Origin of the sequence: Flavobacterium sp. MAHUQ-57 (genome assembly GCF_051908335.1) — a bacterium.
In the GTDB taxonomy this organism is placed as follows: Bacteria; Bacteroidota; Bacteroidia; order Flavobacteriales; family Flavobacteriaceae; genus Flavobacterium.
Genome location: NZ_JBPZTE010000006.1, coordinates 1,239,036 through 1,264,032 on the forward strand (window position 1 = coordinate 1,239,036; position 24,997 = coordinate 1,264,032).

The following is a 24,997-nucleotide window of genomic DNA, read 5'->3' on the forward strand; positions in this document are numbered from 1 at the left end:
GGCACAAATTTTTAGAAAACTTTTTCTAATTTCCAAATTTCTTACAAATTATTTTTTTTGAAATGATAATAAGACGTTAAAATAAAATCGTCGAATACCTCAATTTAGTACATTTACAAAAAATAAAAAAAATGCCAACCGACTGTATCAGCTACCAAAATTCAGGATATTTTTCAAAACTCATCATCGATTATTTAAATCAGAAACCCGAATTACAGTCGTTATACCATCGTTTTCCCACTAATGAGAATTTTCTTTCACAAATTGAAGAAAAAGGCACTAATTTTCCAATTGAAAACCGAAAAGTATTAGTTGAAAGTTTGTTACAACAATATACCAACTTCACCTTATCCGACACTTCTTTGCACAACATCGAATTGTTAAAACAGCCCAATACCTTTACAATTACTACCGGTCATCAATTGAATTTATTCACTGGTCCGTTGTATTTCCTTTATAAAATTGTTTCGACGATCAATTTATCCAAGCAGTTAAAAGCACAATATCCCAATTATCATTTTGTTCCCGTGTATTGGATGGCGACGGAGGATCATGATTTTGAAGAGATCAATCACTTTACATTCAAAACAACCAAGGTAAAATGGAACAAATCCAGTCAAGGACCCGTAGGTCGATTATCCACCCAAGGATTGGAGGAAGTATTTGCACAATTTGAAAAAGAATTGAGTATTGGTGATCATGCCAAGCATTTAAAAGAACTATTTAAAAAAGCCTATTTAGAACATACCACATTAGCCGATGCCACTCGGTTTTTGGCCAACGAATTATTCAAGGAGGAAGGTTTGGTGATTGTGGATGGTGACGATGTGAATTTGAAACAACTGTTTGCTCCCTATGTTAAAAGAGAGCTATTAGAGCAAGCTTCCTTTCAAAACGTTACCGAAACGAATAAAGCATTAGCACACTATGACATTCAGGTAAATCCGAGAGAAATCAATTTATTTTATATAGAAGATAAACTCCGTGAACGTATAGTACTTGAAAAAGGAAAATACATAATCAATAACACAAAAATTGAATTTTCCGAAAGCGAAATTCTGACGGAGTTGGAAAACCATCCGGAGAAATTCAGTCCGAATGTAATTTTACGACCGTTGTATCAAGAAGTTATCTTACCGAATTTATGTTATATTGGTGGTGGCGGAGAAATCGCTTATTGGCTACAATTGAAATCCAATTTTGAGAGTAATGGCGTTACATTTCCTGTTTTACTAGTTCGAAATTCAGTAGTGATTGCTTCAGCAAAACAAGTGCAGAAGATTGACAAACTGGATTTAAGTTGGGCCGATTTATTTACGAAACAGCACGATTTGATCCATAAAAAAACCAAAGAACTTTCCAGTCTGACGATTGATTTCTCGGAGCAAAAAGAATTTTTAAAGCAACAATTCATTACGTTAAACGACATTGCCAAGCGTACTGACCCTTCTTTTACTGGAGCCGTAAAAGCCCAGGAAGCGAAGCAAATCAAAGGTTTGGAGAATTTAGAGAAGCGATTATTAAAAGCCGAGAAGAGAATTTTAAGCAATCAATTGGAACGCATTTCGATGATTCAAAATGAACTTTTCCCCAATGGAGGACTTCAGGAGCGCAAACAGAATTTTTCAGAATTTTATCTTGAAAATGGCGATCAGTTGCTTTCTAAATTATTTAGTGCACTCCATCCGTTGGATCAAGATTTCACCCTATTGATTGTGTAAAACCCTAACGTAAAAATTCAATCTCCAAATCCAAAGATTATTTATAACTTTCGATTGCACAAAATCGAAAAATGAATACACCAATTTATATACTGGGAACCGGATTATCTCATGATGGTTCTGCGGTATTACTGAAAGACGGAAAAGTTTGCGTAGCAATTGAAAAAGAACGCATTACGAGAGTTAAACACGATGGTGGTAACGATACCGATGCGATTCAGTACTGTTTGGATGCTGAAAACATTACAATTGACGACATTAGTTTAGTTGTACAAAGTGAAAACTTCACTATTCCATCACGCGAGCGTTTTAAGGGAAAACGTCTTTTTGCAGAAAAATCCACTCCGGAAATCATCACAATATCGCACCATCTTGCTCATGCTTATAGTGCTATTGGCACATCTCCTTTTACCGAATGTGCGGTTATGGTTATTGATGGATGCGGGAGTCCACTCGAACAGTTTTTACAATTAAACCCTGAAGAAAAAGACACTGTTCCAGCACATTATTTGACGGCTAATGTAATGCTTTGTGAAAAAGATAGTTTTTACTATTACAATGGAACCGAATTAAAAACCCTATATAAAGATTTCAGTCCGATGGCTGAAGCAACAGAAAATCAATTAAAACTACCCACCACTCGACATTCCATAGGGGGTTTTTATGCAGCGGTAAGTCATTATGTATTTGGTAATATGGACGATGTTGGTAAATTAATGGGATTGGCACCTTATGGAAAATCCGGAGCATTTGAAATGGAAGCCTTTTATTTTGAAAATCAGAATGTTTATGTTTCTGACGATTGGAAAGCAGTGCTGAACAATCCCTCTGAAGGATATGATTATTTCAAAGCCCATTTTTCCTATTATGCCGATGTTGCAAAATGGGCACAAGAACAAGTAGAAAAAGCAGTTTTGAAATGCATTACCCAACGCTACACACTATTTTCCCATCCCAACCTTTGTTATTCCGGAGGAGTTGCTTTGAATGCTGTGGCCAATGCCAAATTGCAAGATACGAACTTAGCCCAAAACATCTATTGGGAGCCCGCTGCCGCTGATAACGGGTTGGCATTAGGATGTGCATTTTATGGTTGGCTTCAGCATTTGAAAATGCCCAAAATCACACATCAAGGTTCCACCTGTTTTGGAAAAAAATACAGTGACGATGAAATCAAACAGGCACTACAAAATGTAGACCATACAAAATACAAGGTGAATTATTTTCAAGATGAAGATAACTTATTACAACATTGTGCAACGAACATTGCTACTGGGAAAACAATCGCATGGTTTCATGGAGAATCTGAATTTGGCCCAAGAGCTTTGGGCAGACGCAGTATTTTGGCGCATCCCGGCATAAAAGGAATGAAACAACATATTAATAGCAACATTAAATTTAGAGAAGACTTTCGCCCTTTTGCACCCGCTGTTCCTGAAGAAAAAGTAGCCGTTTATTTTGAAAAAGGCAGAAACAGTCCTTATATGATTTTGGTAGATACAACTCGTAAAAACCATATCGAATTACTTCAAAACACCACCCATGCAGACGGTTCTGCGAGAGTTCAAACTGTGAATAAACAGTGGAATGAGCGTTTCTATAAACTTATCGAAAATTTTGAAAAAGAATCCGGAATAGCAGTACTCTTAAACACCAGTTTGAACAGACGCGGCATGCCAATGGTAGAAACGCCAGAACAGGCGATTGCGCTTTTTGAAGAAACCGCACTTGATGTATTAGTTTTGGAAAATTATGTAATTGAGAAACAATAGTAGAACCAGCGTACAAGACTTTCATAATTGCAGTACACTTTACTTTTTAGAGTCAAAAAAACTATTTTGACCTAGATTTACTTTGAATATATCCAACACTTCGACAATTTGATGATTATTTAATAAAATCATCAATTTAACGACTATTCTTCACATTTAATCGATTATGGCAATCAAAAATTATCATAATTTAATTTTAAGTCTACTTTTGCGCCCGATTTGAAATAACAATTCACAACAAAAACAAACTAACAAACAAACTAACAAACAAAAAAATGTCAAGAAAACTACTATTCATCGGCGCTGCATCAATGACTTTACTATCCTTTTACAGATTGAGGAATCCTGTACTAGAAATGGTAAAAGTTAACGGAGGAAGTTTTATGATGGGTTCCAAAGATGATAATCGTATTGCTGAAAATGACGAACAAAAACAACATGAAGTAAAACTAAACGCATTCCAAATCAACAAATTGGAAGTTACTGTATGGGAATGGAAGGACTATTGCAAGAAAACAAAGAAAAAAATGCCTGTAGTTCCAACTTGGGGTTGGAATGACAACAATCCGGTTACTAACATTACTTGGTATGAAGCTATTGAATATTGCAACTGGTTAAGTAAAATTGAAGGGTTAAAACCAGCATACACTATGGTAGGTCCTAATGTAAAATGCGATTTCACAGTTGACGGCTATCGTTTACCAACAGAAGCTGAGTGGGAATTTGCTGCCAAAGGAGGAAACAAATCAAAAGGAAATGCTTTTGCTGGATCAAATAACTCCAATGATATTGCATGGTGGATTAAAAATAGTGAAAAAAAGCCACATGCAGTTGGCACAAAACTACCTAATGAATTAGGTATTTATGACATGAGTGGCAACGTTTGGGAATGGTGTTGGGATTGGTACAATAAAGATTATTACAAAATTGAAGACAGCAACAATCCAAAAGGCCCTATTCGTGGTGAGAAAAAATCGGTACGAGGTGGTTCATGGGACAGTCAGGAAAATTACTTGAGAACAGCAAACAGAATTAGTACTGATCCAAATAAAACAAACGAGTTTTATGGATTTAGATTGGCTAGAAGCATCAACTAAAATATCCTTACAACTTTTCTTTCAGATTGATTAAAAAGTTATACTTTTGCACCCAAATTAAAAAAGGAAAAAATGGCAAGTAATAGAACTTTTACTATGATCAAACCGGATGCGGTTGAAAAAGGGAACATCGGTGGAATTTTAAACATGATTACTGAAGGTGGTTTCAGAATCGTTTCTTTAAAATTAACACAATTAACTGTGGCAGATGCTCAAAAATTTTATGCTGTTCACTCAGAAAGACCTTTCTTTGGTGAATTAGTAGAATTCATGACAAGAGGTCCAATCGTAGCTGCTATCTTAGAGAAAGATAACGCTGTTGAAGATTTCCGTACTTTAATCGGTGCTACTAACCCAGCTGATGCTGCTGAAGGAACAATCCGTAAAAAATACGCTACTTCAATTGGTGAGAATGCAGTTCACGGTTCTGACTCTGATGAGAATGCAGCTATCGAAGGTGCTTTCCACTTTGCAGGAAGAGAAATGTTCTAATCCAACATATATCATAAAAAAAGCCGTTCAATTGAGCGGCTTTTTTTATTACTTATATTTTTCAAAAATCCCTTGAACCACTTCATCGGTTTGGGCGAATCGAACTTTTTTCTCCACGGTTTTTGGTGGCGCAACTCTTTCGGCGCAATCGGCAATTCTACACGATTCACAAGTAACTCCTACTTCCCTTTTTTTCACTTTTTCATCATTTAGAAAAGCGATTTTGGAAGAAGAATTCGGTGTAATCATGATACCAAAACCAATACTTCTGTAATAACCCGTTCTAAACGGATCTTTTGTAGCCGATGACATGGTAAAATATTCCACACCACTATGGGTGTAGGAGGAAATCTGACTATCAAACAAATGATCTACTTCAAGATTCGGAATTTCTTTTATGGTTTGTAATGAAATCCATCTTCTACAGTAATGCTCATAACTTTCATTAGCATGTGGCTCCAATAGATTGGTAATATGCAATTCTTTGGTCAGTTTGATATCATTTCGTTCCGGTTTATAACTGAAGCGAAGGAAAAACAGGTTTTTAAGATTGAAATCCTTTGGCAATATATTTGTTAAACGCTGATAAAACGTTTCAGGCGAATCGGTATATTCAGCAATTAAATTTTGAAATTCAATGGCATCGAAGGATTTCTTTTCAAAAAAAGCTTTCAATTTTTTCACCAATGGTTTTCTCGGAATTAATAACGCTCCAGCAAAATAAGAAGCCAAGAAATTATTCAATACTTGATCAAAACGTTCAAATTTAATCCAAGAAAACGTATACAAACGATCGGTAATATTCAAATAATTATAAGCGATTTCTTTAGCATAAATGAATAAACGCTGTGATTCATCGGTTTCAGAAGAGACCAACAACGTTTTGGAAGTAGGCACAAAAACCGAACGCAAATTAATTAATTCTTTGTGTTGCGATAATTCTTCATTGTTGATGGTATAACCGTATTCTTCAGTAAGAATTTCTTCCAATTCAGTAACGGAGAGCTTTTGATTCAAATCTATGGAATAGGCTTTCGCGAATTTTTCCACCTGACTTTCAATCTCATCAAAATAGTTATTATTGGCTTCCTGGTACGATCGCAACGCTGCCAAAAAGAAACTTTCACGCGTTAAATTGTAATGTTTTGCAATTTCAAAAAGTGTACTAATGAAAGCATTGACTTTTACAGGAGCTTCGGCGATAATATCAATCAGATCACTTTCTTTAATTCCGAAAAGTTCCAGCGGAATTTCCTTTAGTATATTGGATTGTAGAATTTCACCGATTGGAGCAAGGTTTTTATCCAGTTTTAAGGAAACCAAATGATCATAATTCGATTCTAATGCTTCGGCCAATAACAGAATTTTATCCCTTTTGGGGTATTTCTTTCCTTTCTCGATTTCATTTAGATAGGATTTCGACAAACCGGTCATTTTGGCCAAACCAAATAAAGACAGATTTTTTTCTGTCCGCATCTGCTTCATCTTCAATCCGAAAATCAAACGAATATATTCTTCTTCAATCATTATAAATACTGGAATTATTACTTTCAAACAAAGATATGACTTTTAATGAATTTTGCAATTTTAAAATATTTTGCGAACGTTCGCTTGTTTTGTAAAAATTAATTTTATAAGTTTGTTCGCAGAAAACAACTAAACCACTAAACATGGAAATAGCATTAACTAAAATTGCACAAGTAAACAACCAAGAAACTTATGCCAATATCCTAACCGATGAAGCAATTGCATTCTTGGAAGCATTGCATAAAAAATTCAATAAGGACAGAATTGCACTTTTGGAGAAAAGAGAAATCCAGCAAGAGATTTTCAATTCGGGAGAAACACCAATTTTCCCTTTGGAAACCAAAAACATCAGAAACACAGCATGGACAGCTGCTAAAATTCCAGAAGCATTATTAGATCGAAGAGTGGAAATCACAGGACCGGTTGATCGAAAAATGGTCATCAATGCATTGAATTCAGGCGCCAAAACGTTCATGGCCGATTTCGAAGATAGCTGCTCACCAACATGGAGCAACTTAATGGAAGGACAACAAAACTTAAGCGATGCCATCAACAGAACGATAGATTTTGAGCAAAATGGTAAAAAATACAGTTTGAACGAAAAAACAGCAGTATTACTGGTTCGTCCACGCGGATTGCATTTGGAAGAAAAAAACATCGCTTTTGAAGAAGAATTGGCTTCCGGATCTTTGGTAGATTTCGGTTTGTTTTTCTTTCATAATGCACAAAACCTAATTGAGAAAGGTGTTGGCCCTTATTTTTACTTACCCAAGCTAGAACATTATGAAGAAGCACGTTGGTGGAATGATGTTTTCGTTTTTAGTCAAGATTATTTAGGTATCAAACAAGGTACGATAAAAGCAACTGTTTTAATAGAAACCATCACCGCCAGTTTCCAACTCGATGAAATCATTTATGAACTAAAAGAACATATTGCTGGATTGAACTGTGGTCGTTGGGATTACATATTCTCGTACATCAAAAAACTAAAAAATCATAAAGACTTCATAGTTCCCGAAAGAGACCAGATTACAATGACAAGTCCGTTCATGAGTGCATACTCTTTACGTGTTATCCAAATTTGTCACAAACGCAATATTTTGGCAATCGGAGGAATGGCAGCACAAATTCCGATAAAGAATGACGAAGAAGCCAATCAAGTAGCATTCAACAAAGTCATTACAGACAAAGAACGTGAAGTGAAAAATGGACATGACGGAACCTGGGTTGCACATCCAGCATTAGTGCCTGTAGCTATGAAAGTTTTCAACGACAACATGCACACTAAAAACCAAATGCACATTAAACGAAATGAATTGAGTATTTCCGAAAAGCAATTATTAGAAATTCCTGAAGGAACAATCACTTTGAAGGGTATTCAAAAAAACATCAATATCGCCATTTTATATATTGAATCTTGGTTAAGTGGTGTTGGAGCTGCGGCATTGTATCATTTAATGGAAGATGCCGCAACCGCAGAAATATCAAGAACACAAATCTGGCTTTGGCTACAAAAAGGCATCCAACTAGAGGATGGAAAAACATTCACTCCTTATGCCTTAGAACAATTGACTGAATTAGAATTACTAAAAATAAAAGAAGAAGTTGGCGTAGAACGATTTACAAAAGGAAGATATGAATTGGCTGCTGATTTATTCACTGAAATGTCGTTAAGAAAAGAGTTAGATGATTTCTTAACCATTATAGCCTACAAATACTTATAAAAAAAGCCGTCAGATGCGGCAACATCTGACAGCTTACATTCAAATAATTAACAATAACTATTTAAAGCACAACAAAATTATGAAAACTGAAGAAAGAATTCAACAATTAGTAACGGATTGGACAACAAACCCAAGATGGAAAGGTATTGAAAGACCTTACACTGCCGAAAAAGTAGTGGAATTACAAGGTTCTTATCAAATTGAACATTCCATTGCGCGTCATGGCGCTGAAGTACTATGGAAAAAATTACATTCTCAGGACTGGGTAGCCGGATTAGGTGCAATGACAGGAAATCAAGCCATTCAAGAAGTAGAAGCCGGATTGGAAGCTATTTATCTAAGTGGTTGGCAAGTTGCAGCAGACGCTAATTTAGCAGGCGAAATGTACCCAGATCAATCATTATATCCAGCCAACAGCGTACCGCAGGTAGTAAAAAGAATCAACAATGCTTTATTACGTGCCGATCAAATTCAATCGGTAAATAAGGTAGAAAATAAAAAAGAGTATTTAGTTCCAATTGTAGCTGATGCAGAAGCTGGTTTCGGTGGAAACCTAAATGCTTTCGAATTAATGAAAGGGATGATTGAGGCGGGTGCAGCAGGGGTGCATTTTGAAGACCAATTATCTTCTGCAAAAAAATGTGGGCATTTAGGTGGAAAAGTATTGGTACCCACTCAAGAAGCTATCAACAAACTGATTGCCGCTCGTTTGGCTGCCGACGTTATGAATGTTCCAACATTAATTGTGGCACGTACCGATGCAGATGCAGCCAACTTACTTACTAGCGATGTTGACTATAGAGACAGAGAATTCATTACAGGTGAAAGAACTCCGGAAGGTTTCTTCTATGTAAATGCCGGTTTGGAACAAGGAATTAGCCGCGGGTTATCCTATGCTCCCTATGCCGATTTAATCTGGTTAGAAACATCAACACCGGATATTACTGAAGCTAGAAAATTTGCCGAAGCCATTCACGCACAATTTCCAGGAAAACTATTGGCATACAACTGTTCTCCATCCTTCAATTGGGCTGCAAAATTATCAGTAGGAGAAATGGAAACATTCAGAGAAGATTTAGCCGCATTGGGATACAAATTCCAATTCATCACTTTGGCAGGATTCCATGCATTGAACACTTCAATGTTCGAATTGGCTTTAGCGTACAAGAAAAAAGGAATGGCGGGTTATTCGGAATTACAACAAAAAGAATTCGCGTTACAAGCTGAAGGATTCAGAGCGGTAAAACATCAAAATTTTGTAGGTACAACCTACTTCGACGAAGTTCAGAATGCGGTTACTGCAGGATTAGCATCAACAGTTGCAATGAAAGACTCTACAGAAACAGCGCAATTCTAATTTTTTTGGTTAGTGCAAAAATGCCCCGGAATTCGGGGCATTTTTTTTAAAAAATTTTGACTTCTAACTATTTTTCAATACTTTTAATTTCAAAAATCAACATAAAAAAACCGAAACCATTTAATACAATGAATTTATTCAGAAAGTGTTATACACTCATTTCTATACTAAAATTTAGCGCTCTACTTTTATCAGTAATTAACATCTACAGTTATTTCCAAAATGGCGTCCAACTTTTCAATGACAAAATAGATCCTGATTCTGAACGTTTCCTCTATGGCAAATACATCATTTTTGCAATGGTTCTACATACAATATTCGAAAGTATATCAACAATCAATATATTTTCCTACTATGCCAAGAAACATCATTTCCTTAATTATATATTAGGTCTAATTTCAATAGCTATCTCTTTACCCTTATTTTATGACTTCGCAGATGATTTTGATTATTTTGATGGTAAAGTTAATCCTATGTCTTTCCTTTTTCCATTAGTGTACTTCGTTTGTGGAATATTCGACTTTATAATTGCAGGCAAAACAATTGAAGACTAAGCAAAAACAACAAATATCATTCAATTGATACTATGAAGTACTATAAACAAATTATAAGTTTCACAACTAAAGAATATTTATAAAATCAAAGTTACCTTAAGACCACATCTTTTACCACTTCCCTGCCCAATTCTTCATTAATCATCTTGATAATCTTGTCTTTGCCGTAACTTAATTCTTCACGCAAAACCGAAGAAGTTAGTTCAACATATAAAACAGATCCCTTCAGCAATACATTACGAGTATAATTATTCACTCCATTACCCATAAGGTTTTTCCATGCATCAGCCACAGAAATCTGATTCAAGCCTTTGTCTAATTTATTGGCTTCAATGATTTCTTTTAAAATATCCCCAATGGAACTTTCGTTACTCAGCCTTTTTGCCATACTCTGGTAATCGGTTTACATTTACTTTTTTATAATAAAATTCGGCGCCTTCTTGAGATTCCAGCACCAACAAACTATCCGTCAACTGAATTACGTTTTCAGTACGTTTTCCAAATTCAGATGAAAAATTCAACACCAGGTTTCCATCTCTTTCGGTAGCTGTCATTTTTTCCTGTAAATCATCAACCAAAAAAGTTCCCATGGGTTGCCAGCGTACTTTTTTATGAAATCCAATGTTATTTTTGATGTCGAAATATTCATAATTTTCATTAACTGGATACTCCTTTTCATTACCATCAGCACTTTCCACTTTAGTAATTTGCCAATACCCAATTATTTTTCCTACATTCCCGATAGCCACTTTTTCTTTACACGAAAAAACAGACAGAACCGACAGTATTATTATAATTTTTCTCATGTTGTAAAATTAAGACATTCGATTAAACCTTTCTGAAAAAATATAGTCTAAATTTGAAATAACTAAACCAATCGAAATGAAATCTTTTTACTATGTAATTATCGCTGCATTAAGCTTATTTGGATGTGGGAATGAAGAAACAGAAAACTCACCCACTGAAGAAGCAATGTATTTTCCGCCTCTAACCGGATCAACATGGGAAACCAAAACCATTTCTTCATTAGGATGGAATCAGAGTGCCGTTCAACCATTAAAAGACTATCTTAACACTAAACACACCAAATCATTCATCATTTTAGTGAATGGCAAAATTGTTATGGAAGAGTATTTCAATGGTCATAATGCATCATCCGTTTGGTATTGGGCAAGTGCTGGAAAAACACTTACTGCAACACTTACTGGAATTGCACAACAGGATGGTTCTCTTTCTATCAACAACAAAGTTTCAACGTATCTTGGTACCGGCTGGACCAGTGCATCATTAGCTCAAGAGAATTTAATTACCTGTAGACATTTATTATCTATGACATCCGGATTGGATGACGAATACAATGCCGACTTAGTGGATCCGAGCAATCTGATATACAAGGCAAACGCAGGAAGCCGGTGGGCCTACGACAACGTGTATGTTAAATTACAAGATGTAGTTTCACAAGCAACCGGACAAACATGGAATGCTTATTTCAATAGTAAACTACGAGATAAAATCGGAATGAGTACTACTGGATTCTGGTTTAATAATGCTGATGGCTTACGAATTTACTCCAGCGACACCAGAAGCATGGCTCGATTTGGATTACTAGCATTAAACAAAGGAAAATGGAACAACGAAGTAATACTGAATGATAGTTACTTTAACGAAGCTACTTCTACATCACAAACCATCAATTTGGCTTATGGCTATTTATGGTGGTTGAATGGAAAAACATCCTATCATTTACCTAATTCTCAATTTGAATTTCAAGGCAGTATTATCCCTTCTGCACCAAACGACATGTTCATGGCTTTAGGCAAAAATGATCAAAAAATATATGTTGTACCCAGTAAAAAAATGGTCATCATACGTATGGGTGACGCCGCAGACGGAAGCAATATGGCACTTTCCGATTTTGACGAAATACTCTGGCAAAAAATAAATGCGCTATTTCCATAGCGCATTTATTTTTTATTTTTAATTCTTAGGATTTAATCCAATTGGTAATCACCTCATCAATAGGTAGCGTTTGCGGCCCTATAACTTTAGCCAAAGTTCCATCTTCATTGATCAAATACTTTTGGAAGTTCCATTTCACTTCGTTGTCTTCCAAACCGTTTTTTGCTTTTTGAGTTAGAAACTGATATAACGGATGTGTGTCGTCCCCGGTAACAGAAATTTTCTCCATCATTGGGAAAGTTACTCCGTAATTCTTTGTACAGAATGTTGCAATCTGCTCATTACTACCCGGCTCTTGTGCTCCAAAGTTATTCGCAGGAAATCCAATGATAATAAAATTATTGTCTTTGAATTCGGTGTACAATTCCTGCAATTGCTCGTATTGAGGTGTCAAACCGCATTCTGAAGCCGTGTTCACAATCATTACTTTTTTTCCTTTCAACGAAGCCAAATCAAAATCGTTTCCAGCAATATCTTTGACCTTAAATTGGTAAATTGTAGTTGCAGTCATAATTTCCTTTTTAGTTGTTTTATTACTTGTTGCGTTTTTACTTTTCTTTTCTTGACCCTGACAGCCTAAGACCAAAAGTAAGCTTAAAATTACAAAACTATTTTTCATGTTTTATTTTTTAAATTTTCTGTATCTGAAATAGACTAATCCTGAATAAGCTAAAAATCCAATCAGAACGTATAAATAAATAATCACATTCTGTTTTTCACCGGAAGCGTATGAATGTAAGCCGCTCAAGTGGAAATTTACACCGAAGTAAGTCATCAAAACCGATGCAAAAGCCAATACACTCAAAAAGTTATAAATAAACTTACCTCTCAAGGCGGGAACAAAACGCATGTGAATTACAAAAGCATATACCATGATACTAATTAGCGCCCAAGTTTCTTTTGGATCCCAACCCCAGTATCGTCCCCAGCTTTCATTAGCCCATTGTCCACCCAAGAAGTTTCCAATAGTCAACATTACCAAACCGACAGTCAAAGCCATTTCGTTGATGTATGTAATTTCCTTGATGTTCAAATCCATTACTTTTTTATTTTTTTCATTGGTAAATAACATCAATCCAAGTGAGACTAAACCAAGTATTGCTCCTAATGCAAAAGGACCATAACTACCTACAATCACTGCAACGTGAATCATTAACCAATAAGAATTCAACACTGGCTGTAAGTTACCAATTTGAGGATCCATCCAACTTAGATTAGCCACCCACAATATCATAGTGGCAACAAATGCAGTCGAAGCAACCGTCAAAGCTGATTTCCTTCCAAAGGCCAATCCGAAGAACATAATTGACCATCCCACATAAATCATCGATTCATAGGCATTACTCCACGGTGCATGACCAGAAATGTACCAACGAGCTATTAAACCAAGAGTATGTAAAACAAATAATAATCCTAAAACTACGTGGAAGAATTTCACAGAAATATTCACCCATTTCTTTTTATTGAAAATATTAATTATAACAAATACAAACATTAAAAGTCCTGCCAATAAGTACCACTTATAAAGCTTTTTGAAAATATCATATTTATTATACTTAATCTCTAAATCGATTTGTTTGTCTGAAGGACGCACTTTTGCCCCGTATTTTTTCTGATATTTTTCGATACCAGTAACCAAGCTGTTAGCCAACTTGTAATCTTTAGAAACAGAAGCTTTATCCAATGAATTCAGATAAAAAGGCAACACATTTTTAATAGTATCTAACGATGTTCCTGTCGGCTGATTGATTTCTAAAAAGCTAACCCATTTGTTGTTTTTATCATTCGGAATTGGAAAAATTTTCAAAATTTGTCCTGAGATCGCCGAGTATAATAAATTTACTTTCTTATCGGCTTCAATAAAATCTTTTTCAAACTGATTAGGAACAGCTGCTTTGTAGGCTTTATCTATTTGACGTGACAGTTTGTAATTCCCTTTTTCGTCAAAAAAATCGATTAGTTTAGCATATTTAGTTTTCTTTTCAATACCTAATAACTTATGAATACTATCGTTGTCTTTTTGCACAAAAATAATTGGAATTTCATACCAAACTTGTGGAAATTGAGTAATAGACAAAAACACTTGGTCGGAATTCATATCCTTGTAGGTGTCTTTTTTACTTACCTTACGTAGTAATTCAGACGAAAACGTATTTAAAGGCTTCATACGTCCTCCTTCATCCTGAATGATTAATCTTCCGAACTTCTCAGCTTCATTAACGGGTACAGTGTAACGCTTTAAAATAGAATCAATTTGCTGTTCCGTTGGAATCTTGTGCGCATGATTTTGTGAAAATCCACTCAAAGAACACATCATTATTATGATTGACAACAAATTAGCTTTTTTAGCTTTTACTTTCTCCAGCTTCTGTTTTAAATCATCAAATCGTGTATGCTTAGCAAATAAAATAGCCATCATTCCAAAGTATAACAGAAAATACCCAATGTAAGTAATTGTAGTTCCCCAAAAATCATGGTTTACAGACAATTTAGTCCCTTTTTCATCAGGATCAAAACCCGCTTGAAAGAAACGATAGCCTTTATGATCTAAAATATGATTCATGTAAATACGCGCATCAAATGGTTTTTCATCCAAAATAGTTACTTGACTTTCGAAAGCAGAATAACTTTTTTCAGTACCAGGATATTTTGACGCGATGAATTTATTCAATTTTATTTTAAAAGGTAAATCATATACTTTACTTCCAAAAAACACTGTATATTCCAAATCACCCAATGTAAAAGCCTGTGGTTCACTTACCTTTCCCTTTGAGCCCAAAAGTGTAATAATTTTTTCTTTTCCTTGGTTGGATATTTTAAACACCAAAGCATCATCAGTTTCCTGATCTTTATAATTGCCGTTTGATTTGTATTCTTTCACCCCTTTAATTGCAGCTTCTGGAAAAACAAACTGACTTCCTCCAACATTATATAACGAACGATACATTAAATCAGCTTTTGTATTTTTGACTACATTCCCTTTCATTTGATCCGCCATACGCATGAAGTTACCATCAAATGGCGTTTCAATAGAGGATTCCTTTTCGTTAATCGTAATATTCACAGCACCTTGTGTATACTTATTCAACGCAAAAAGGATATTATGAATACTTTGTACTTCACCTTCTTTCAAATAATGTTCATGACGCTCACCACCACCAGCTTCTACCATTTTTAGAAATAAGATTCCTTTATCATCAGGTTTAATCGTTTCTTTCGCTCCCATAATAAAATCTACCAATTCCACTTGAAAAGGGATTTCACTGAATTGATATTTATCCACAAAATGGTTATCGACTGCACCTGATAACAACAATTGCTTTTCAATTGTTTTTCGTTTCATTTCACCTTGATGCTGACCATCAACATACAAGGTTAAATATGTTTTGTCTGAAAAAACTTGATTTTCTGTTGCTCCTTCACGGATTGGCATCATCCCTTCATAACTAATGTAACGCGTAACAAAAGCTCCGACTAAAATTAAAATGAATGACAAATGTAAAATCAAAGTTGCCCATTTCTCTTTTTTGAACAATTGATAACGTTTGATGTTTCCTAAAAAGTTCAACATAAAGAAAAACATGATAGCTTCAAACCACCAAGAATTATAAATAATAATCCTTGCGGTGTCTGTATTATATGCGTCTTCAATAAAGGTTCCTGCTGCCATGGCTGCTGCAAAAACAATAAATAAAACAGCCATTAATCGAGTTGAGAAAAGAAAAGAAAATATTTTTTTGTCCATTGTTTTGGAATGCTAATTTAAGTGTCACAAAAATACTTAATTAGTTTCTTTTAAAACTGAAAAGACTTTGTTTTTTAAGGAGATTTTAAGAATAAAAAAAGCGAAACATATAGTTTCGCTTTTGTCTTGAATCAAATATAGAAAATTAACTTCTCTCGAATAATTTTTTAACGTCTTCTACACTCAACATTTGTGAAATTCCTGTTGAAGAAGTTACCTTGTTAGTTGTCATAAACTGTACAACTGCTTTGTTCGTTGCTTTAGTGTAATGTAACCACACATAATCGTTTGGCAATTCCAATTTAATATCGTACATCGGAGACGCATTGAAACCATCCATGATGATTTTGTACAAATTGTCATAATCTCCTTCTACATTTTTAAATGAGAAGTTTTTGATTGAAGTGTCATCAGTGTTTTCCATGTCTTTATAAAAGAAAGTATACTGACTTCCTTCTTTCTGAACATAAACATCATTTGTCCCTACTCTCCCTAATCTTTCCAAAGGAGTTGTTGGCAATACTTTAATTTGTGCGAAACTTAAACTACTGATTAATAGTAACGCTAACATAAATACATTTTTCATGGTATAACATTTAAGGAATTGGTTGTCGCAAATATAATTTTTTTGTTGAATAAAACACAATTTCAAACATTTGATTATTAACAACATATTGTTAATAGAATATGAATTGTAGTTAAATTTTTAAATTTTCTTATTTTAGCCGAATGATTCAGGTAATAATTTTAGGCTCCGGAAATGTAGCACAACATCTTATTTCGGCTTTTGAAAAAAACACAACAGCCCGAGTAAAGCAGGTTTTCGCACGTAATCCAAAAAATATATCTCATTTAATTGATTATGAAAGAGTTACAAACAACATTGATTCACTTCTAGAAGCAGATGTTTATATTATTTCTGTAACTGATGATGCGATTGAAAACATTTCCGCACAAATTCCTTACAAAAACAAATTAGTGGTTCATACCTCAGGTACGATTTCGATTACTAATTTGGATTCAAAAAATCGAAAGGGCGTTTTTTATCCATTGCAAACCTTCTCAAAAAACAAATCGGTCAATTTTAAAGAAATACCTATTTGTTTGGAAACACAAAATCAGGAAGATTACCACTTATTGGAAAAGATAGCACATTCCATTTCTGATAAAATTTTCAACATAAACTCCGAACAACGAAAAGCCTTACATGTTGCGGCAGTATTTTCCTGTAATTTTGTCAACCACCTATATCAATTAGGTTCCGAAATCTGTAAAGAAAATAATATTCCCTTTGAAATATTATATCCGCTAATTCAAGAAACAGCCAATAAAATAAAAACACTTTCGCCTGAAGAAGCTCAAACCGGACCAGCAAAGCGCAATGATACCACAACCATCAATGCACATTTGCATTTTCTTCAAAATGAAACACAAAAAGAGATTTACAAACTACTCACAAAATCAATAATTGATAATGGCAAAAAGCTATAAAGAAATCATGAACGACATCACTACATTTATCTTTGATGTTGATGGTGTATTAACAGACGGAACAGTTCACGTTTCGCAAACCGGAGAAATGTTACGCGAAATGAATATCAGAGACGGATTTGCCATGAAAGCTGCAATCGAAAGCGGTTATCATGTTTGCATTATTTCCGGCGGTAGCAACGAAGGAGTTCGCATTCGTTTACGTAATTTAGGAATTACAGACATACATTTAGGATCACCCGACAAAGTAGAAACCTTTAAGGAATACATAGATGTTTATAACATCAAACCCGAGCAAGTTCTTTACATGGGAGACGATATTCCTGATTACCATGTAATGAAATTAGTAGGATTACCTACATGTCCTCAAGATGCTTCTCCAGAAATCAAAGAAATATCCAATTATATTTCACACAAAAACGGAGGTAAAGGAGCTGTACGTGATGTTATCGAACAAGTTATGAAAGTTCAGGAAAAATGGAATATTTATTTTAACGGTAAATTTGACTAATGAAATACTTACAATTAATACGCTATCAAAATTTATTACTTATTGCCTTGATGCAACTTGTGGTACTGCATGGCTTTCTTAAATTCCAAAATGCGTGGCTTTTTCTTCAAGACTGGCAATACTACTTATTGGTTATAGCAACAGTATGTATAGCTGCTGGTGGTTATATCATTAACGATATCAATGATCAGAATGCCGATGCAGAAAACAAATCTTCGGGAAATATAGTCGGAAAGACAATTTCCGAAAGTACAGCATATAACCTGTATGTTGGCTTTACCATTATAGGAGTTGGCATTGGCTTTTATCTTTCCAATGCCATTCAAAAACCTAATTTCGTCACCGTTTTTATTCTATGTGCCGCCTTACTTTACATCTATGCTACCAACTTCAAACAAATTCTTTTGGTTAAAAACATAGTAGTTTCTTTTTTACTTGCTTTTAGTATAATAATTATTGGGCTTTTCGACATTTATCCTGCCATTACTTTTGAAAACAGGAGTGTAATGCAAATTATCTTTTCCATTTTACTTGATTTTTCAATTATTGCTTTTATCATTAACTTCATGCGAGAAATTGTAAAAGACATGGAAGACATCAAAGGCGATTACAATAATGGCATTCAAACGTTACCCATTGTTTTAGGAGTTTCTAGGACAGCCAAATTACTGCTGGTATTTACCTTAATTCCGGTGGGTTTGATTTTATATTATACTTATACTAACTTATTCAAATTAGAATTTGCAACCGTATACATATTAGGCTTCATCATTGGCCCCTTATTTTACTTTATGATTAAAATAGCGTCAGCACGAAGTAAAAAGGAGTTCAATCATTTGAGTACCGTATTAAAGTTTGTTATTTTCTTCGGAATCATTGCCATTGGAGTAATCGGATTAAACATGAAATACTATGCTTCATAATAAATTTAAAGAGTATAAAATCATCTTGGCTTCTGGTTCACCAAGACGCCAACAGTTTTTCAAAGATTTGGATTTGGATTTTGAAATTCGCTTAAAAGAAATTGAAGAAATCTTTCCACCTCACCTGCAATCTTTCAATATCACCAATTATTTAGCCCAACTCAAGGCGGATGCTTTTACAGATTTAGCCGAAAACGAATTACTCATTACCAGTGATACCTTAGTTTGGTTAGAGAATGAAGCTTTGGGAAAACCTACAGATGAAGATGACGCTATAAAAATGCTTCAACAATTATCAGGAAAAACACATGAAGTAGTTACTTCAGTCTGTTTTAAAACTAAAAACAAGAGCGAAATCATCTACGATATTACAAAAGTTACCTTTGCTGATTTAAGCCTGGAAGCGATTCAATATTACATCCAAAATTACAAACCACTTGACAAAGCCGGAAGCTACGGAATCCAAGACTGGATAGGACTTGTTGGCATTTCAAAAATAGAAGGTTCGTATACAAATGTGGTTGGTTTACCCACCGAAAAGGTATACCAATATCTGTTAAAATTCTAATTCAAATGCAATTCATATTGTTTTTTGGCACAGTAATTGGATACTAATTATCAAACGTTCACGTTTAGCTATTATCCATAACTTAAAACTAAATAATATGAAAAAGTTACAATTTATATTCGGAGCATTTTTAGTCTTATTTGCCCTGGAATCGAATGCACAAGTATCAGTGAGTTTAAACATCGGTTCTCGTCCAACGTGGTGCGATCATTACGATGACAGAGTTCAATACGTTTACTTACCAGAAATCGAATGTTATTACGATACCTATGATGCGGTTTATGTTTACTATGGTCCTAGCGGATGGTGTCGTTCTCGTTATTTACCAGAATACTGTAACGGATATGATATCAATAGAGGTCACCGTGTAGTTATTGACTACAGAGGTGGAACGCCTTGGACTCATTTTGATTACCACCGCAAACATTATTGGAGAGATAATTACCGTAACTATCGTCGTGAATACTACGGACCAAGATACGATAACAGAAGAAGTAACTATGTAGCTGTAGCACACAGAGACAGAAATTACGACAATGACAGATACTACCGTGGTAACGGAAGAGGAAATGGACATTACAAAAAACACGATAGAGGAAATGACAACCACCAAGGTCACGGAAGAGGACATGGTAGAGGAAATGGAAGACGTGACTAAACTTCTTTTAAAACAACTATAAATAGAAAAGAGAGAACTTAGGTTCTCTCTTTTATTATTTTAAACCCCATTGTTTTATTTTATCTTTGCAAAAAGATTTTCAAATTGAGGTATTTCATCGAATTTGCTTACAACGGAACCCATTATCATGGTTGGCAATACCAACCCAATGCCATTTCCGTTCAAGAAACTTTAAACAAGGTTTTTTCCACTTTATTACAAGAAGATATTGAAATTGTTGGTGCCGGTAGAACTGATACTGGCGTACATGCTTCACAAATGTATGGCCATTTCGATACTGATAAAATAATCGATAAACAAAAGCTAATCTACAAAGCCAATTCTTTTTTACCGAAAGATATCGTCGTTTACGATATTATTCTAGTACACGATGATGCTCACGCCCGTTTTGATGCTACATCCAGAACCTACCATTATCATATCGCAACCAAAAAGGATATTTTTGGAAATGAAATTTCTTGGTTCAATCAATTACCATTGGATTTGGATGCCATGAATGAAGCCGCAAAATTATTACCTACTTTCACCGATTTCCAATGTTTTTCAAAATCAAACACGGATGTTTTTACTTATAACTGTAAAATCACCGAAGCGTATTGGAGAAAAGAAAATAATACACTTATCTTTACCATCACGGCAGATCGTTTTTTGCGTAACATGGTAAGAGCCATTGTTGGAACACTAGTAAATATTGGTCTTCACAAAATCAATATAGAGGATTTTATAAAAATCATAGAAAGTAAAGATCGAAAAAAAGCAGGTTTTTCTGTTCCGGCACAAGGGCTATTTTTAACCAATATAAAGTATCCATACATCAATAAGGAGAATGAAAGCATTTGATTCGACATTATTCAAACGAATTTTAGAATACACAAAACCCTACCAATGGAGGTATCGCAGTGTAATTGTATGGGCTATTTTACTCTCTATTTTCGCAGCATTACGCCCTTACTTATTAAAATACACTGTCGATCACCACATCCAATCTAAGAACCAAGAAGGATTAACTTTATTCATTTGTCTTATTGGAACTACCCTATTATTGGAAGTGCTTGCCCAATTTTATTTTGTATTTTGGGCGAATTGGCTAGGCCAAGACATCATCAAAGATATCCGAATCAAGCTATTCAAACATTTGAGTGGATTCAAAATGAATTATTATGACCACGAACCTGTGGGTAAGCTGGTTACACGTGCAGTCTCTGATATTGAAGCCATAGCACGAATCTTTAGCCAAGGTTTGTTTATGATCATAAGTGACCTACTTAAAATGATAGTTGTACTAGGGTTCATGTTGTATATGAATTGGAAACTGACCTTAATCGTAATTGCGGCTATGCCAATTCTAATCTATGCAACTCGCGTGTTCCAGATAAAAATGAAAGCCGCTTTTGAAGAGGTGCGTACGCAAATTGCCAACATGAATACGTTTGTGCAAGAACGTGTTTCGGGTATGAAAATCGTGCAATTGTTTATTCGGGAAGAAACCGAATACCAAAATTTCAAAAAAATCAATTACTTACACAAAAAAGCCTGGGTCAAAAACGTGTGGTACAACTCCATCTTTTTTCCCATTGCTGATATTGTTTCTGCATTAACATTAAGCTTAATCATTTGGTATGGAGGGATCAATATTCTCAACAACGATACCTTCACCACTTTTGGAGATTTGTTTGCTTATACCATGTATATTTCCATTTTCTTCACACCATTGCGTCAAATAGCAGATAAATTCAATGAGATGCAAATGGGAATGATTGCTGCAAATCGTGTTTTTGAAGTATTGGATACTCAAAACCATACCGAAGATTCCGGCACTTTGGAAGCACCGCATTTTGAAGGGAAAATTGATTTTAAAAATGTGGTTTTCGGATACAAAGAGAATGAAGATGTTTTGAAAAACATCAACTTATCCATCAACAAAGGAGAGACTATAGCCATTGTGGGAGCAACCGGGGCTGGAAAATCTACCATTATCAATTTATTGAATCGCTTTTATGATATCAAATCGGGTGAAATCTGTATCGACAATGAAAATATCAATCGTTTTTCGTTAGCAAGTTTACGCAAACAAATTGCAGTAGTTTTACAAGATGTTTTCTTGTTCGCTGATTCCATTCATAACAATATCACGCTCAATAATCCAAGTATTACAAGGGAAACAGTCATTACAGCTGCCAAAGAAATTGGTGCGCATGATTTCATTATGAGTTTACCCGGCAATTACGATTACGATGTAAAAGAAAGAGGTAATATGTTATCCTCTGGGCAACGCCAGCTCATTGCCTTTTTACGCGCTTATGTAAGTCAACCCAGCATTTTAATCTTAGACGAAGCCACTTCATCGATTGATGCGTATTTAGAAGAACTAATCCAAAAAGCTACAGTAACACTTACAAAAAACAGAACTTCGATAGTTATTGCACATCGATTAGCGACTGTTATCAATGCCGACAGAATTGTTGTTTTAGACAAAGGAATCGTTGTCGAAGAAGGAACGCATCAGCAACTTTTACAGAAAACCGGAGGTTATTACCGTAAATTGTATGAAGCGCAATTTGTCAATCACGAAGAAGAAATCAACTAAACTAAAAAATGGAAAAATATTCAATTGAATTAGACGTACGAGATTACGAACTAGACGTACAAGGAATTGTAAACAACTCAGTATACCAAAATTATTTAGAACATGCACGCCATGAATTTTTACATCACCATGGCATTGATTTTGTCGATTTTGCACAAAACAATATAATGTTAGTCGTAAAAACCATCGAAATGAATTTCAAAAACTCTTTGGTGAGCCGTGACAAATTCAAAATTGAAGTTGCTGCAGAAAAAGAAGGCAATTTAAAAGTCGTATTCCATCAGGATATCATCCGTCTTTCAGACAATAAAGCAATTTTATCGGCTAAAGTAACGGGAGTAGCCATTAAAAATGGAAGACCGGTGGCACCAGATACTATACCACAGATTCAAGGATTTTTGAGTTAACCCAATTGACTCATCAATTTCACACACTCCACTGCTTCTTTTACATCATGCACTCTTATAATGTTAGCTCCTTTCTGTAATGCTAACGTATTTAAAATCGTCGTGCCGTTCAAAGCATTCTCTGGGGTTGTTTCCAAGGTTTTATAAATCATCGATTTTCGGGAAATACCAACCAAAACAGGTAATTCCAACATTTGAAACAACTCCAGTTTGGAAAACAATTCAAAATTTTGCACGACTGTTTTCGCAAACCCGAATCCCGGATCTACAATCAAATCATTAATTCCCAGCCTTCGGGCTTGGGTAATTTTTTCTGAAAAATAGAAAAGTATCTCTTTAACCAAATCATTATAATCCGTTAGTTGCTGCATCGTTTGTGGAGTACCTCGCATGTGCATCATAATATAGGGAACTTGGAGTTTTGCAACTGTTTCCAGCATTTTTTCATCCAAATTTCCAGCCGAAACATCATTAATCAAGGCTGCTCCGGCAGTAATGGTTTCTTCGGCAACTTTTGCATGGAAAGTATCAATAGAAAGTAACGTTTCAGGAAAATTTTTCAGAATTAAATCTACTACAGGCACTACCCTTTTCAGTTCTTCTTCCGCAGTAATCAAATCGGCAGATGGCTTTGTTGTTTGTCCGCCAACATCAATAAAATCAGCACCTTCAACCAGCATTTTTTCAACTTGTTGCAACAATACGGCATCGGAAGAAAACCTTCCTCCATCATAAAAAGAATCGGGAGTCACATTTAAAATCCCCATCACTTTGGGTGTTGTTAAATCAATCAGGTTTCCTTTACAGTTGATGGTCATTTTTATACTTTTTTTAAATAAATTGTAAACAAAAAAAGGCTATTTTTGGACAAACTTGATACAAATATAATTTAATAATGAGTAACACCTCACAACAATACGACGCAATCATTTCAATTTGTCGTGATTTATACGCCAAAAAATTACAAGATTACGGAAGTGCATGGCGCATTTTACGCTTGCCATCACTAACCGACCAAATATTCATCAAAGCGCAACGTATCCGTTCGTTACAAGAAAATGAAGTTCGAAAAGTAGATGAAGGAGAAGCTTCAGAATTCATTGGTATTATCAATTATTCTATCATGGCTTTGATTCAATTGGAAAAAGGTGTCGCAGACCAACCCGATTTGAATGTGGAAGAAGCTGTAAAATTATACGACGAAAAAATACAACTGACAAAAGATTTAATGGAAGCCAAAAACCATGATTATGGTGAAGCTTGGCGTGATATGCGAGTGAGTTCGTTAACCGATTTAATTCTTCAGAAACTATTGCGTGTTAAACAAATCGAAGACAATAAAGGCAAAACATTGGTTTCGGAAGGTATTGATGCCAATTACCAAGACATGATTAATTATGCAGTATTTGCATTAATCTTATTAGAGCACAAGTAAAATGATTTTCAGAGAAGCACGACGTGAAGATATTGATCAAATTCAGATCGTTAGAAATTCAGTTACGGAAAATACACTTTCTGATCCGGGATTGGTAACCAATCATGATTGTGAAGAATTTATGTTCGAACGCGGAAAAGGTTGGGTTTGTGAAATCGACCAAACGATTGTCGGTTTTGCTATTGCCGATTTGAAAGAAAACAATATCTGGGCTTTATTCCTAGATCCGAAATACGAAAAACAAGGAATTGGACGAAAACTTCATCAAATGATGATGGATTGGTATTTCAGCCAAACGAATGAAAAAGTATGGTTAGGAACTGCCTTTAACACTAGAGCCGAAGAATTTTACCGCAAAGCCGGATGGACAGAAGCGGGAACAAACGGCAGTAAAGAAATCAAATTTGAAATGACCAAAGAAGACTGGTCCAAAATAAATACAAAGTAA

Annotated in this window: 25 protein-coding genes; 18 read left to right on the forward strand and 7 right to left on the reverse strand. The window is 35.0% G+C overall.

Annotated elements, in window-relative coordinates:
* Positions 1 to 131 precede the first annotated feature (131 nt).
* From bshC to ACS8MM_RS06080, 4 genes are all read left to right on the forward strand, one after another.
* Entirely contained in the window at positions 132 to 1,721 is a 1,590-nt protein-coding gene (gene bshC / locus ACS8MM_RS06065; RefSeq protein ID WP_379714137.1) for a bacillithiol biosynthesis cysteine-adding enzyme BshC, read from the forward strand.
* Positions 1,722 to 1,792: 71 nt separating this feature from the next.
* On the forward strand, positions 1,793 to 3,493 hold the full coding sequence (locus ACS8MM_RS06070; RefSeq protein ID WP_379714140.1) for a carbamoyltransferase family protein: 1,701 nt from the start codon (positions 1,793 to 1,795) through the stop codon (positions 3,491 to 3,493).
* Between the two features lie 275 nt (positions 3,494 to 3,768).
* Positions 3,769 to 4,590 (forward strand): formylglycine-generating enzyme family protein, encoded by an 822-nt coding sequence (locus ACS8MM_RS06075; RefSeq protein WP_379714143.1) that lies wholly within the window; start codon positions 3,769 to 3,771, stop codon positions 4,588 to 4,590.
* A 72-nt stretch (positions 4,591 to 4,662) separates the two neighbouring features.
* A complete protein-coding gene (locus tag ACS8MM_RS06080; RefSeq protein ID WP_379714146.1) occupies positions 4,663 to 5,082 on the forward strand; it encodes a nucleoside-diphosphate kinase in 420 nt (139 codons plus the stop codon).
* A 48-nt stretch (positions 5,083 to 5,130) separates the two neighbouring features.
* On the opposite strand, the gene ACS8MM_RS06085 is transcribed toward ACS8MM_RS06080, so the two are convergent.
* Entirely contained in the window at positions 5,131 to 6,609 is a 1,479-nt protein-coding gene (locus tag ACS8MM_RS06085) for a helix-turn-helix domain-containing protein (RefSeq protein ID WP_379715006.1), read from the reverse strand.
* A gap of 143 nt (positions 6,610 to 6,752) precedes the next feature.
* On the opposite strand from ACS8MM_RS06085, the gene aceB reads away from it, so the two are divergent.
* The 3 genes from aceB to ACS8MM_RS06100 all read left to right on the forward strand — a co-directional run bounded on the left by aceB (position 6,753) and on the right by ACS8MM_RS06100 (position 10,244).
* On the forward strand, positions 6,753 to 8,333 hold the full coding sequence (aceB, locus tag ACS8MM_RS06090) for a malate synthase A (RefSeq protein ID WP_379714148.1): 1,581 nt from the start codon (positions 6,753 to 6,755) through the stop codon (positions 8,331 to 8,333).
* Positions 8,334 to 8,412: 79 nt separating this feature from the next.
* Positions 8,413 to 9,690, forward strand: a complete 1,278-nt coding sequence (aceA, locus tag ACS8MM_RS06095) for an isocitrate lyase (protein WP_379714151.1) — start codon at positions 8,413 to 8,415, stop codon at positions 9,688 to 9,690.
* Between the two features lie 128 nt (positions 9,691 to 9,818).
* Positions 9,819 to 10,244 carry a hypothetical protein gene (locus ACS8MM_RS06100; protein ID WP_379714153.1) on the forward strand — a complete coding sequence of 142 codons (426 nt, stop codon included), beginning with the start codon at positions 9,819 to 9,821 and terminating at the stop codon, positions 10,242 to 10,244.
* Positions 10,245 to 10,335: 91 nt separating this feature from the next.
* Here the strand turns inward: ACS8MM_RS06100 and ACS8MM_RS06105 are convergent, their stop codons facing one another.
* Together ACS8MM_RS06105 and ACS8MM_RS06110 are read right to left on the reverse strand one after the other, a co-directional pair.
* Positions 10,336 to 10,632: a DUF721 domain-containing protein gene (locus tag ACS8MM_RS06105; RefSeq protein WP_379714156.1), complete on the reverse strand. Its 297-nt coding sequence runs from the start codon at positions 10,630 to 10,632 to the stop codon at positions 10,336 to 10,338.
* A complete protein-coding gene (locus ACS8MM_RS06110; protein WP_379714159.1) occupies positions 10,613 to 11,050 on the reverse strand; it encodes a lipocalin family protein in 438 nt (145 codons plus the stop codon). The genes ACS8MM_RS06105 and ACS8MM_RS06110 overlap by 20 nt, the downstream gene beginning before the upstream one ends.
* 76 nt (positions 11,051 to 11,126) lie before the next feature.
* Between ACS8MM_RS06110 and ACS8MM_RS06115 the strand changes: the two genes are divergently transcribed.
* Positions 11,127 to 12,203 carry a serine hydrolase domain-containing protein gene (locus tag ACS8MM_RS06115; protein WP_379714161.1) on the forward strand — a complete coding sequence of 359 codons (1,077 nt, stop codon included), beginning with the start codon at positions 11,127 to 11,129 and terminating at the stop codon, positions 12,201 to 12,203.
* 25 nt (positions 12,204 to 12,228) lie between these two features.
* Here the strand turns inward: ACS8MM_RS06115 and ACS8MM_RS06120 are convergent, their stop codons facing one another.
* The 3 genes from ACS8MM_RS06120 to ACS8MM_RS06130 form a co-directional block, all read right to left on the reverse strand.
* Positions 12,229 to 12,822, reverse strand: a complete 594-nt coding sequence (locus ACS8MM_RS06120; protein ID WP_379714163.1) for a glutathione peroxidase — start codon at positions 12,820 to 12,822, stop codon at positions 12,229 to 12,231.
* Positions 12,823 to 12,825: 3 nt separating this feature from the next.
* Positions 12,826 to 15,948, reverse strand: a complete 3,123-nt coding sequence (gene ccsA / locus ACS8MM_RS06125; RefSeq protein ID WP_379714166.1) for a cytochrome c biogenesis protein CcsA — start codon at positions 15,946 to 15,948, stop codon at positions 12,826 to 12,828.
* A gap of 145 nt (positions 15,949 to 16,093) precedes the next feature.
* On the reverse strand, positions 16,094 to 16,534 hold the full coding sequence (locus ACS8MM_RS06130; protein ID WP_379714168.1) for a hypothetical protein: 441 nt from the start codon (positions 16,532 to 16,534) through the stop codon (positions 16,094 to 16,096).
* A 143-nt stretch (positions 16,535 to 16,677) separates the two neighbouring features.
* Here ACS8MM_RS06130 and ACS8MM_RS06135 point away from each other — a divergent pair, with 143 nt between their 5' ends.
* The 8 genes from ACS8MM_RS06135 (at position 16,678) to ACS8MM_RS06170 (ending at position 23,114) form a co-directional block, all read left to right on the forward strand.
* A complete protein-coding gene (locus ACS8MM_RS06135; protein WP_379714170.1) occupies positions 16,678 to 17,439 on the forward strand; it encodes a Rossmann-like and DUF2520 domain-containing protein in 762 nt (253 codons plus the stop codon).
* On the forward strand, positions 17,423 to 17,950 hold the full coding sequence (locus ACS8MM_RS06140) for a KdsC family phosphatase (protein WP_379714173.1): 528 nt from the start codon (positions 17,423 to 17,425) through the stop codon (positions 17,948 to 17,950). Before ACS8MM_RS06135 ends, ACS8MM_RS06140 begins: the two co-directional genes overlap by 17 nt.
* Positions 17,950 to 18,873, forward strand: a complete 924-nt coding sequence (locus tag ACS8MM_RS06145) for a geranylgeranylglycerol-phosphate geranylgeranyltransferase (protein WP_379714175.1) — start codon at positions 17,950 to 17,952, stop codon at positions 18,871 to 18,873. The genes ACS8MM_RS06140 and ACS8MM_RS06145 overlap by 1 nt, the downstream gene beginning before the upstream one ends.
* On the forward strand, positions 18,863 to 19,441 hold the full coding sequence (locus ACS8MM_RS06150; protein ID WP_379714177.1) for a Maf-like protein: 579 nt from the start codon (positions 18,863 to 18,865) through the stop codon (positions 19,439 to 19,441). The genes ACS8MM_RS06145 and ACS8MM_RS06150 overlap by 11 nt, the downstream gene beginning before the upstream one ends.
* 97 nt (positions 19,442 to 19,538) lie before the next feature.
* A complete protein-coding gene (locus tag ACS8MM_RS06155; RefSeq protein WP_379714179.1) occupies positions 19,539 to 20,099 on the forward strand; it encodes a hypothetical protein in 561 nt (186 codons plus the stop codon).
* 105 nt (positions 20,100 to 20,204) lie between these two features.
* Positions 20,205 to 20,960 carry a tRNA pseudouridine(38-40) synthase TruA gene (gene truA, locus ACS8MM_RS06160; RefSeq protein WP_379714181.1) on the forward strand — a complete coding sequence of 252 codons (756 nt, stop codon included), beginning with the start codon at positions 20,205 to 20,207 and terminating at the stop codon, positions 20,958 to 20,960.
* On the forward strand, positions 20,947 to 22,707 hold the full coding sequence (locus tag ACS8MM_RS06165) for an ABC transporter ATP-binding protein (protein WP_379714183.1): 1,761 nt from the start codon (positions 20,947 to 20,949) through the stop codon (positions 22,705 to 22,707). Before truA ends, ACS8MM_RS06165 begins: the two co-directional genes overlap by 14 nt.
* An 8-nt stretch (positions 22,708 to 22,715) precedes the next feature.
* Entirely contained in the window at positions 22,716 to 23,114 is a 399-nt protein-coding gene (locus tag ACS8MM_RS06170; protein WP_379714185.1) for an acyl-CoA thioesterase, read from the forward strand.
* Here the strand turns inward: ACS8MM_RS06170 and folP are convergent.
* Positions 23,111 to 23,932 (reverse strand): dihydropteroate synthase, encoded by an 822-nt coding sequence (gene folP, locus ACS8MM_RS06175; protein WP_379714187.1) that lies wholly within the window; start codon positions 23,930 to 23,932, stop codon positions 23,111 to 23,113. The two genes, ACS8MM_RS06170 and folP, sit on opposite strands and share 4 nt — an antisense overlap.
* A gap of 77 nt (positions 23,933 to 24,009) precedes the next feature.
* Here folP and ACS8MM_RS06180 point away from each other — a divergent pair, with 77 nt between their 5' ends.
* Both ACS8MM_RS06180 and ACS8MM_RS06185 read left to right on the forward strand, forming a co-directional pair.
* Complete coding sequence (locus ACS8MM_RS06180; RefSeq protein WP_379714189.1) at positions 24,010 to 24,549, forward strand: DUF1599 domain-containing protein; 540 nt, start codon at positions 24,010 to 24,012, stop codon at positions 24,547 to 24,549.
* Between the two features lies 1 nt (position 24,550).
* On the forward strand, positions 24,551 to 24,997 hold the full coding sequence (locus tag ACS8MM_RS06185; RefSeq protein ID WP_379714191.1) for a GNAT family N-acetyltransferase: 447 nt from the start codon (positions 24,551 to 24,553) through the stop codon (positions 24,995 to 24,997).

What these genes read in the sequence shown, in the direction of transcription:
- bshC (WP_379714137.1), top strand. Translation starts at nt 132, where the DNA reads ATGCCAACCGACTGTATCAGCTACCAAAATTCAGGATATTTTTCAAAA.
- ACS8MM_RS06070 (WP_379714140.1), top strand. Translation starts at nt 1,793, where the DNA reads ATGAATACACCAATTTATATACTGGGAACCGGATTATCTCATGATGGT.
- ACS8MM_RS06075 (WP_379714143.1), top strand. Translation starts at nt 3,769, where the DNA reads ATGTCAAGAAAACTACTATTCATCGGCGCTGCATCAATGACTTTACTA.
- ACS8MM_RS06080 (WP_379714146.1), top strand. Translation starts at nt 4,663, where the DNA reads ATGGCAAGTAATAGAACTTTTACTATGATCAAACCGGATGCGGTTGAA.
- ACS8MM_RS06085 (WP_379715006.1), bottom strand. Translation starts at nt 6,609, where the DNA reads ATGATTGAAGAAGAATATATTCGTTTGATTTTCGGATTGAAGATGAAG.
- aceB (WP_379714148.1), top strand. Translation starts at nt 6,753, where the DNA reads ATGGAAATAGCATTAACTAAAATTGCACAAGTAAACAACCAAGAAACT.
- aceA (WP_379714151.1), top strand. Translation starts at nt 8,413, where the DNA reads ATGAAAACTGAAGAAAGAATTCAACAATTAGTAACGGATTGGACAACA.
- ACS8MM_RS06100 (WP_379714153.1), top strand. Translation starts at nt 9,819, where the DNA reads ATGAATTTATTCAGAAAGTGTTATACACTCATTTCTATACTAAAATTT.
- ACS8MM_RS06105 (WP_379714156.1), bottom strand. Translation starts at nt 10,632, where the DNA reads ATGGCAAAAAGGCTGAGTAACGAAAGTTCCATTGGGGATATTTTAAAA.
- ACS8MM_RS06110 (WP_379714159.1), bottom strand. Translation starts at nt 11,050, where the DNA reads ATGAGAAAAATTATAATAATACTGTCGGTTCTGTCTGTTTTTTCGTGT.
- ACS8MM_RS06115 (WP_379714161.1), top strand. Translation starts at nt 11,127, where the DNA reads ATGAAATCTTTTTACTATGTAATTATCGCTGCATTAAGCTTATTTGGA.
- ACS8MM_RS06120 (WP_379714163.1), bottom strand. Translation starts at nt 12,822, where the DNA reads ATGAAAAATAGTTTTGTAATTTTAAGCTTACTTTTGGTCTTAGGCTGT.
- ccsA (WP_379714166.1), bottom strand. Translation starts at nt 15,948, where the DNA reads ATGGACAAAAAAATATTTTCTTTTCTTTTCTCAACTCGATTAATGGCT.
- ACS8MM_RS06130 (WP_379714168.1), bottom strand. Translation starts at nt 16,534, where the DNA reads ATGAAAAATGTATTTATGTTAGCGTTACTATTAATCAGTAGTTTAAGT.
- ACS8MM_RS06135 (WP_379714170.1), top strand. Translation starts at nt 16,678, where the DNA reads ATGATTCAGGTAATAATTTTAGGCTCCGGAAATGTAGCACAACATCTT.
- ACS8MM_RS06140 (WP_379714173.1), top strand. Translation starts at nt 17,423, where the DNA reads ATGGCAAAAAGCTATAAAGAAATCATGAACGACATCACTACATTTATC.
- ACS8MM_RS06145 (WP_379714175.1), top strand. Translation starts at nt 17,950, where the DNA reads ATGAAATACTTACAATTAATACGCTATCAAAATTTATTACTTATTGCC.
- ACS8MM_RS06150 (WP_379714177.1), top strand. Translation starts at nt 18,863, where the DNA reads ATGCTTCATAATAAATTTAAAGAGTATAAAATCATCTTGGCTTCTGGT.
- ACS8MM_RS06155 (WP_379714179.1), top strand. Translation starts at nt 19,539, where the DNA reads ATGAAAAAGTTACAATTTATATTCGGAGCATTTTTAGTCTTATTTGCC.
- ACS8MM_RS06165 (WP_379714183.1), top strand. Translation starts at nt 20,947, where the DNA reads ATGAAAGCATTTGATTCGACATTATTCAAACGAATTTTAGAATACACA.
- ACS8MM_RS06170 (WP_379714185.1), top strand. Translation starts at nt 22,716, where the DNA reads ATGGAAAAATATTCAATTGAATTAGACGTACGAGATTACGAACTAGAC.
- folP (WP_379714187.1), bottom strand. Translation starts at nt 23,932, where the DNA reads ATGACCATCAACTGTAAAGGAAACCTGATTGATTTAACAACACCCAAA.
- ACS8MM_RS06180 (WP_379714189.1), top strand. Translation starts at nt 24,010, where the DNA reads ATGAGTAACACCTCACAACAATACGACGCAATCATTTCAATTTGTCGT.
- ACS8MM_RS06185 (WP_379714191.1), top strand. Translation starts at nt 24,551, where the DNA reads ATGATTTTCAGAGAAGCACGACGTGAAGATATTGATCAAATTCAGATC.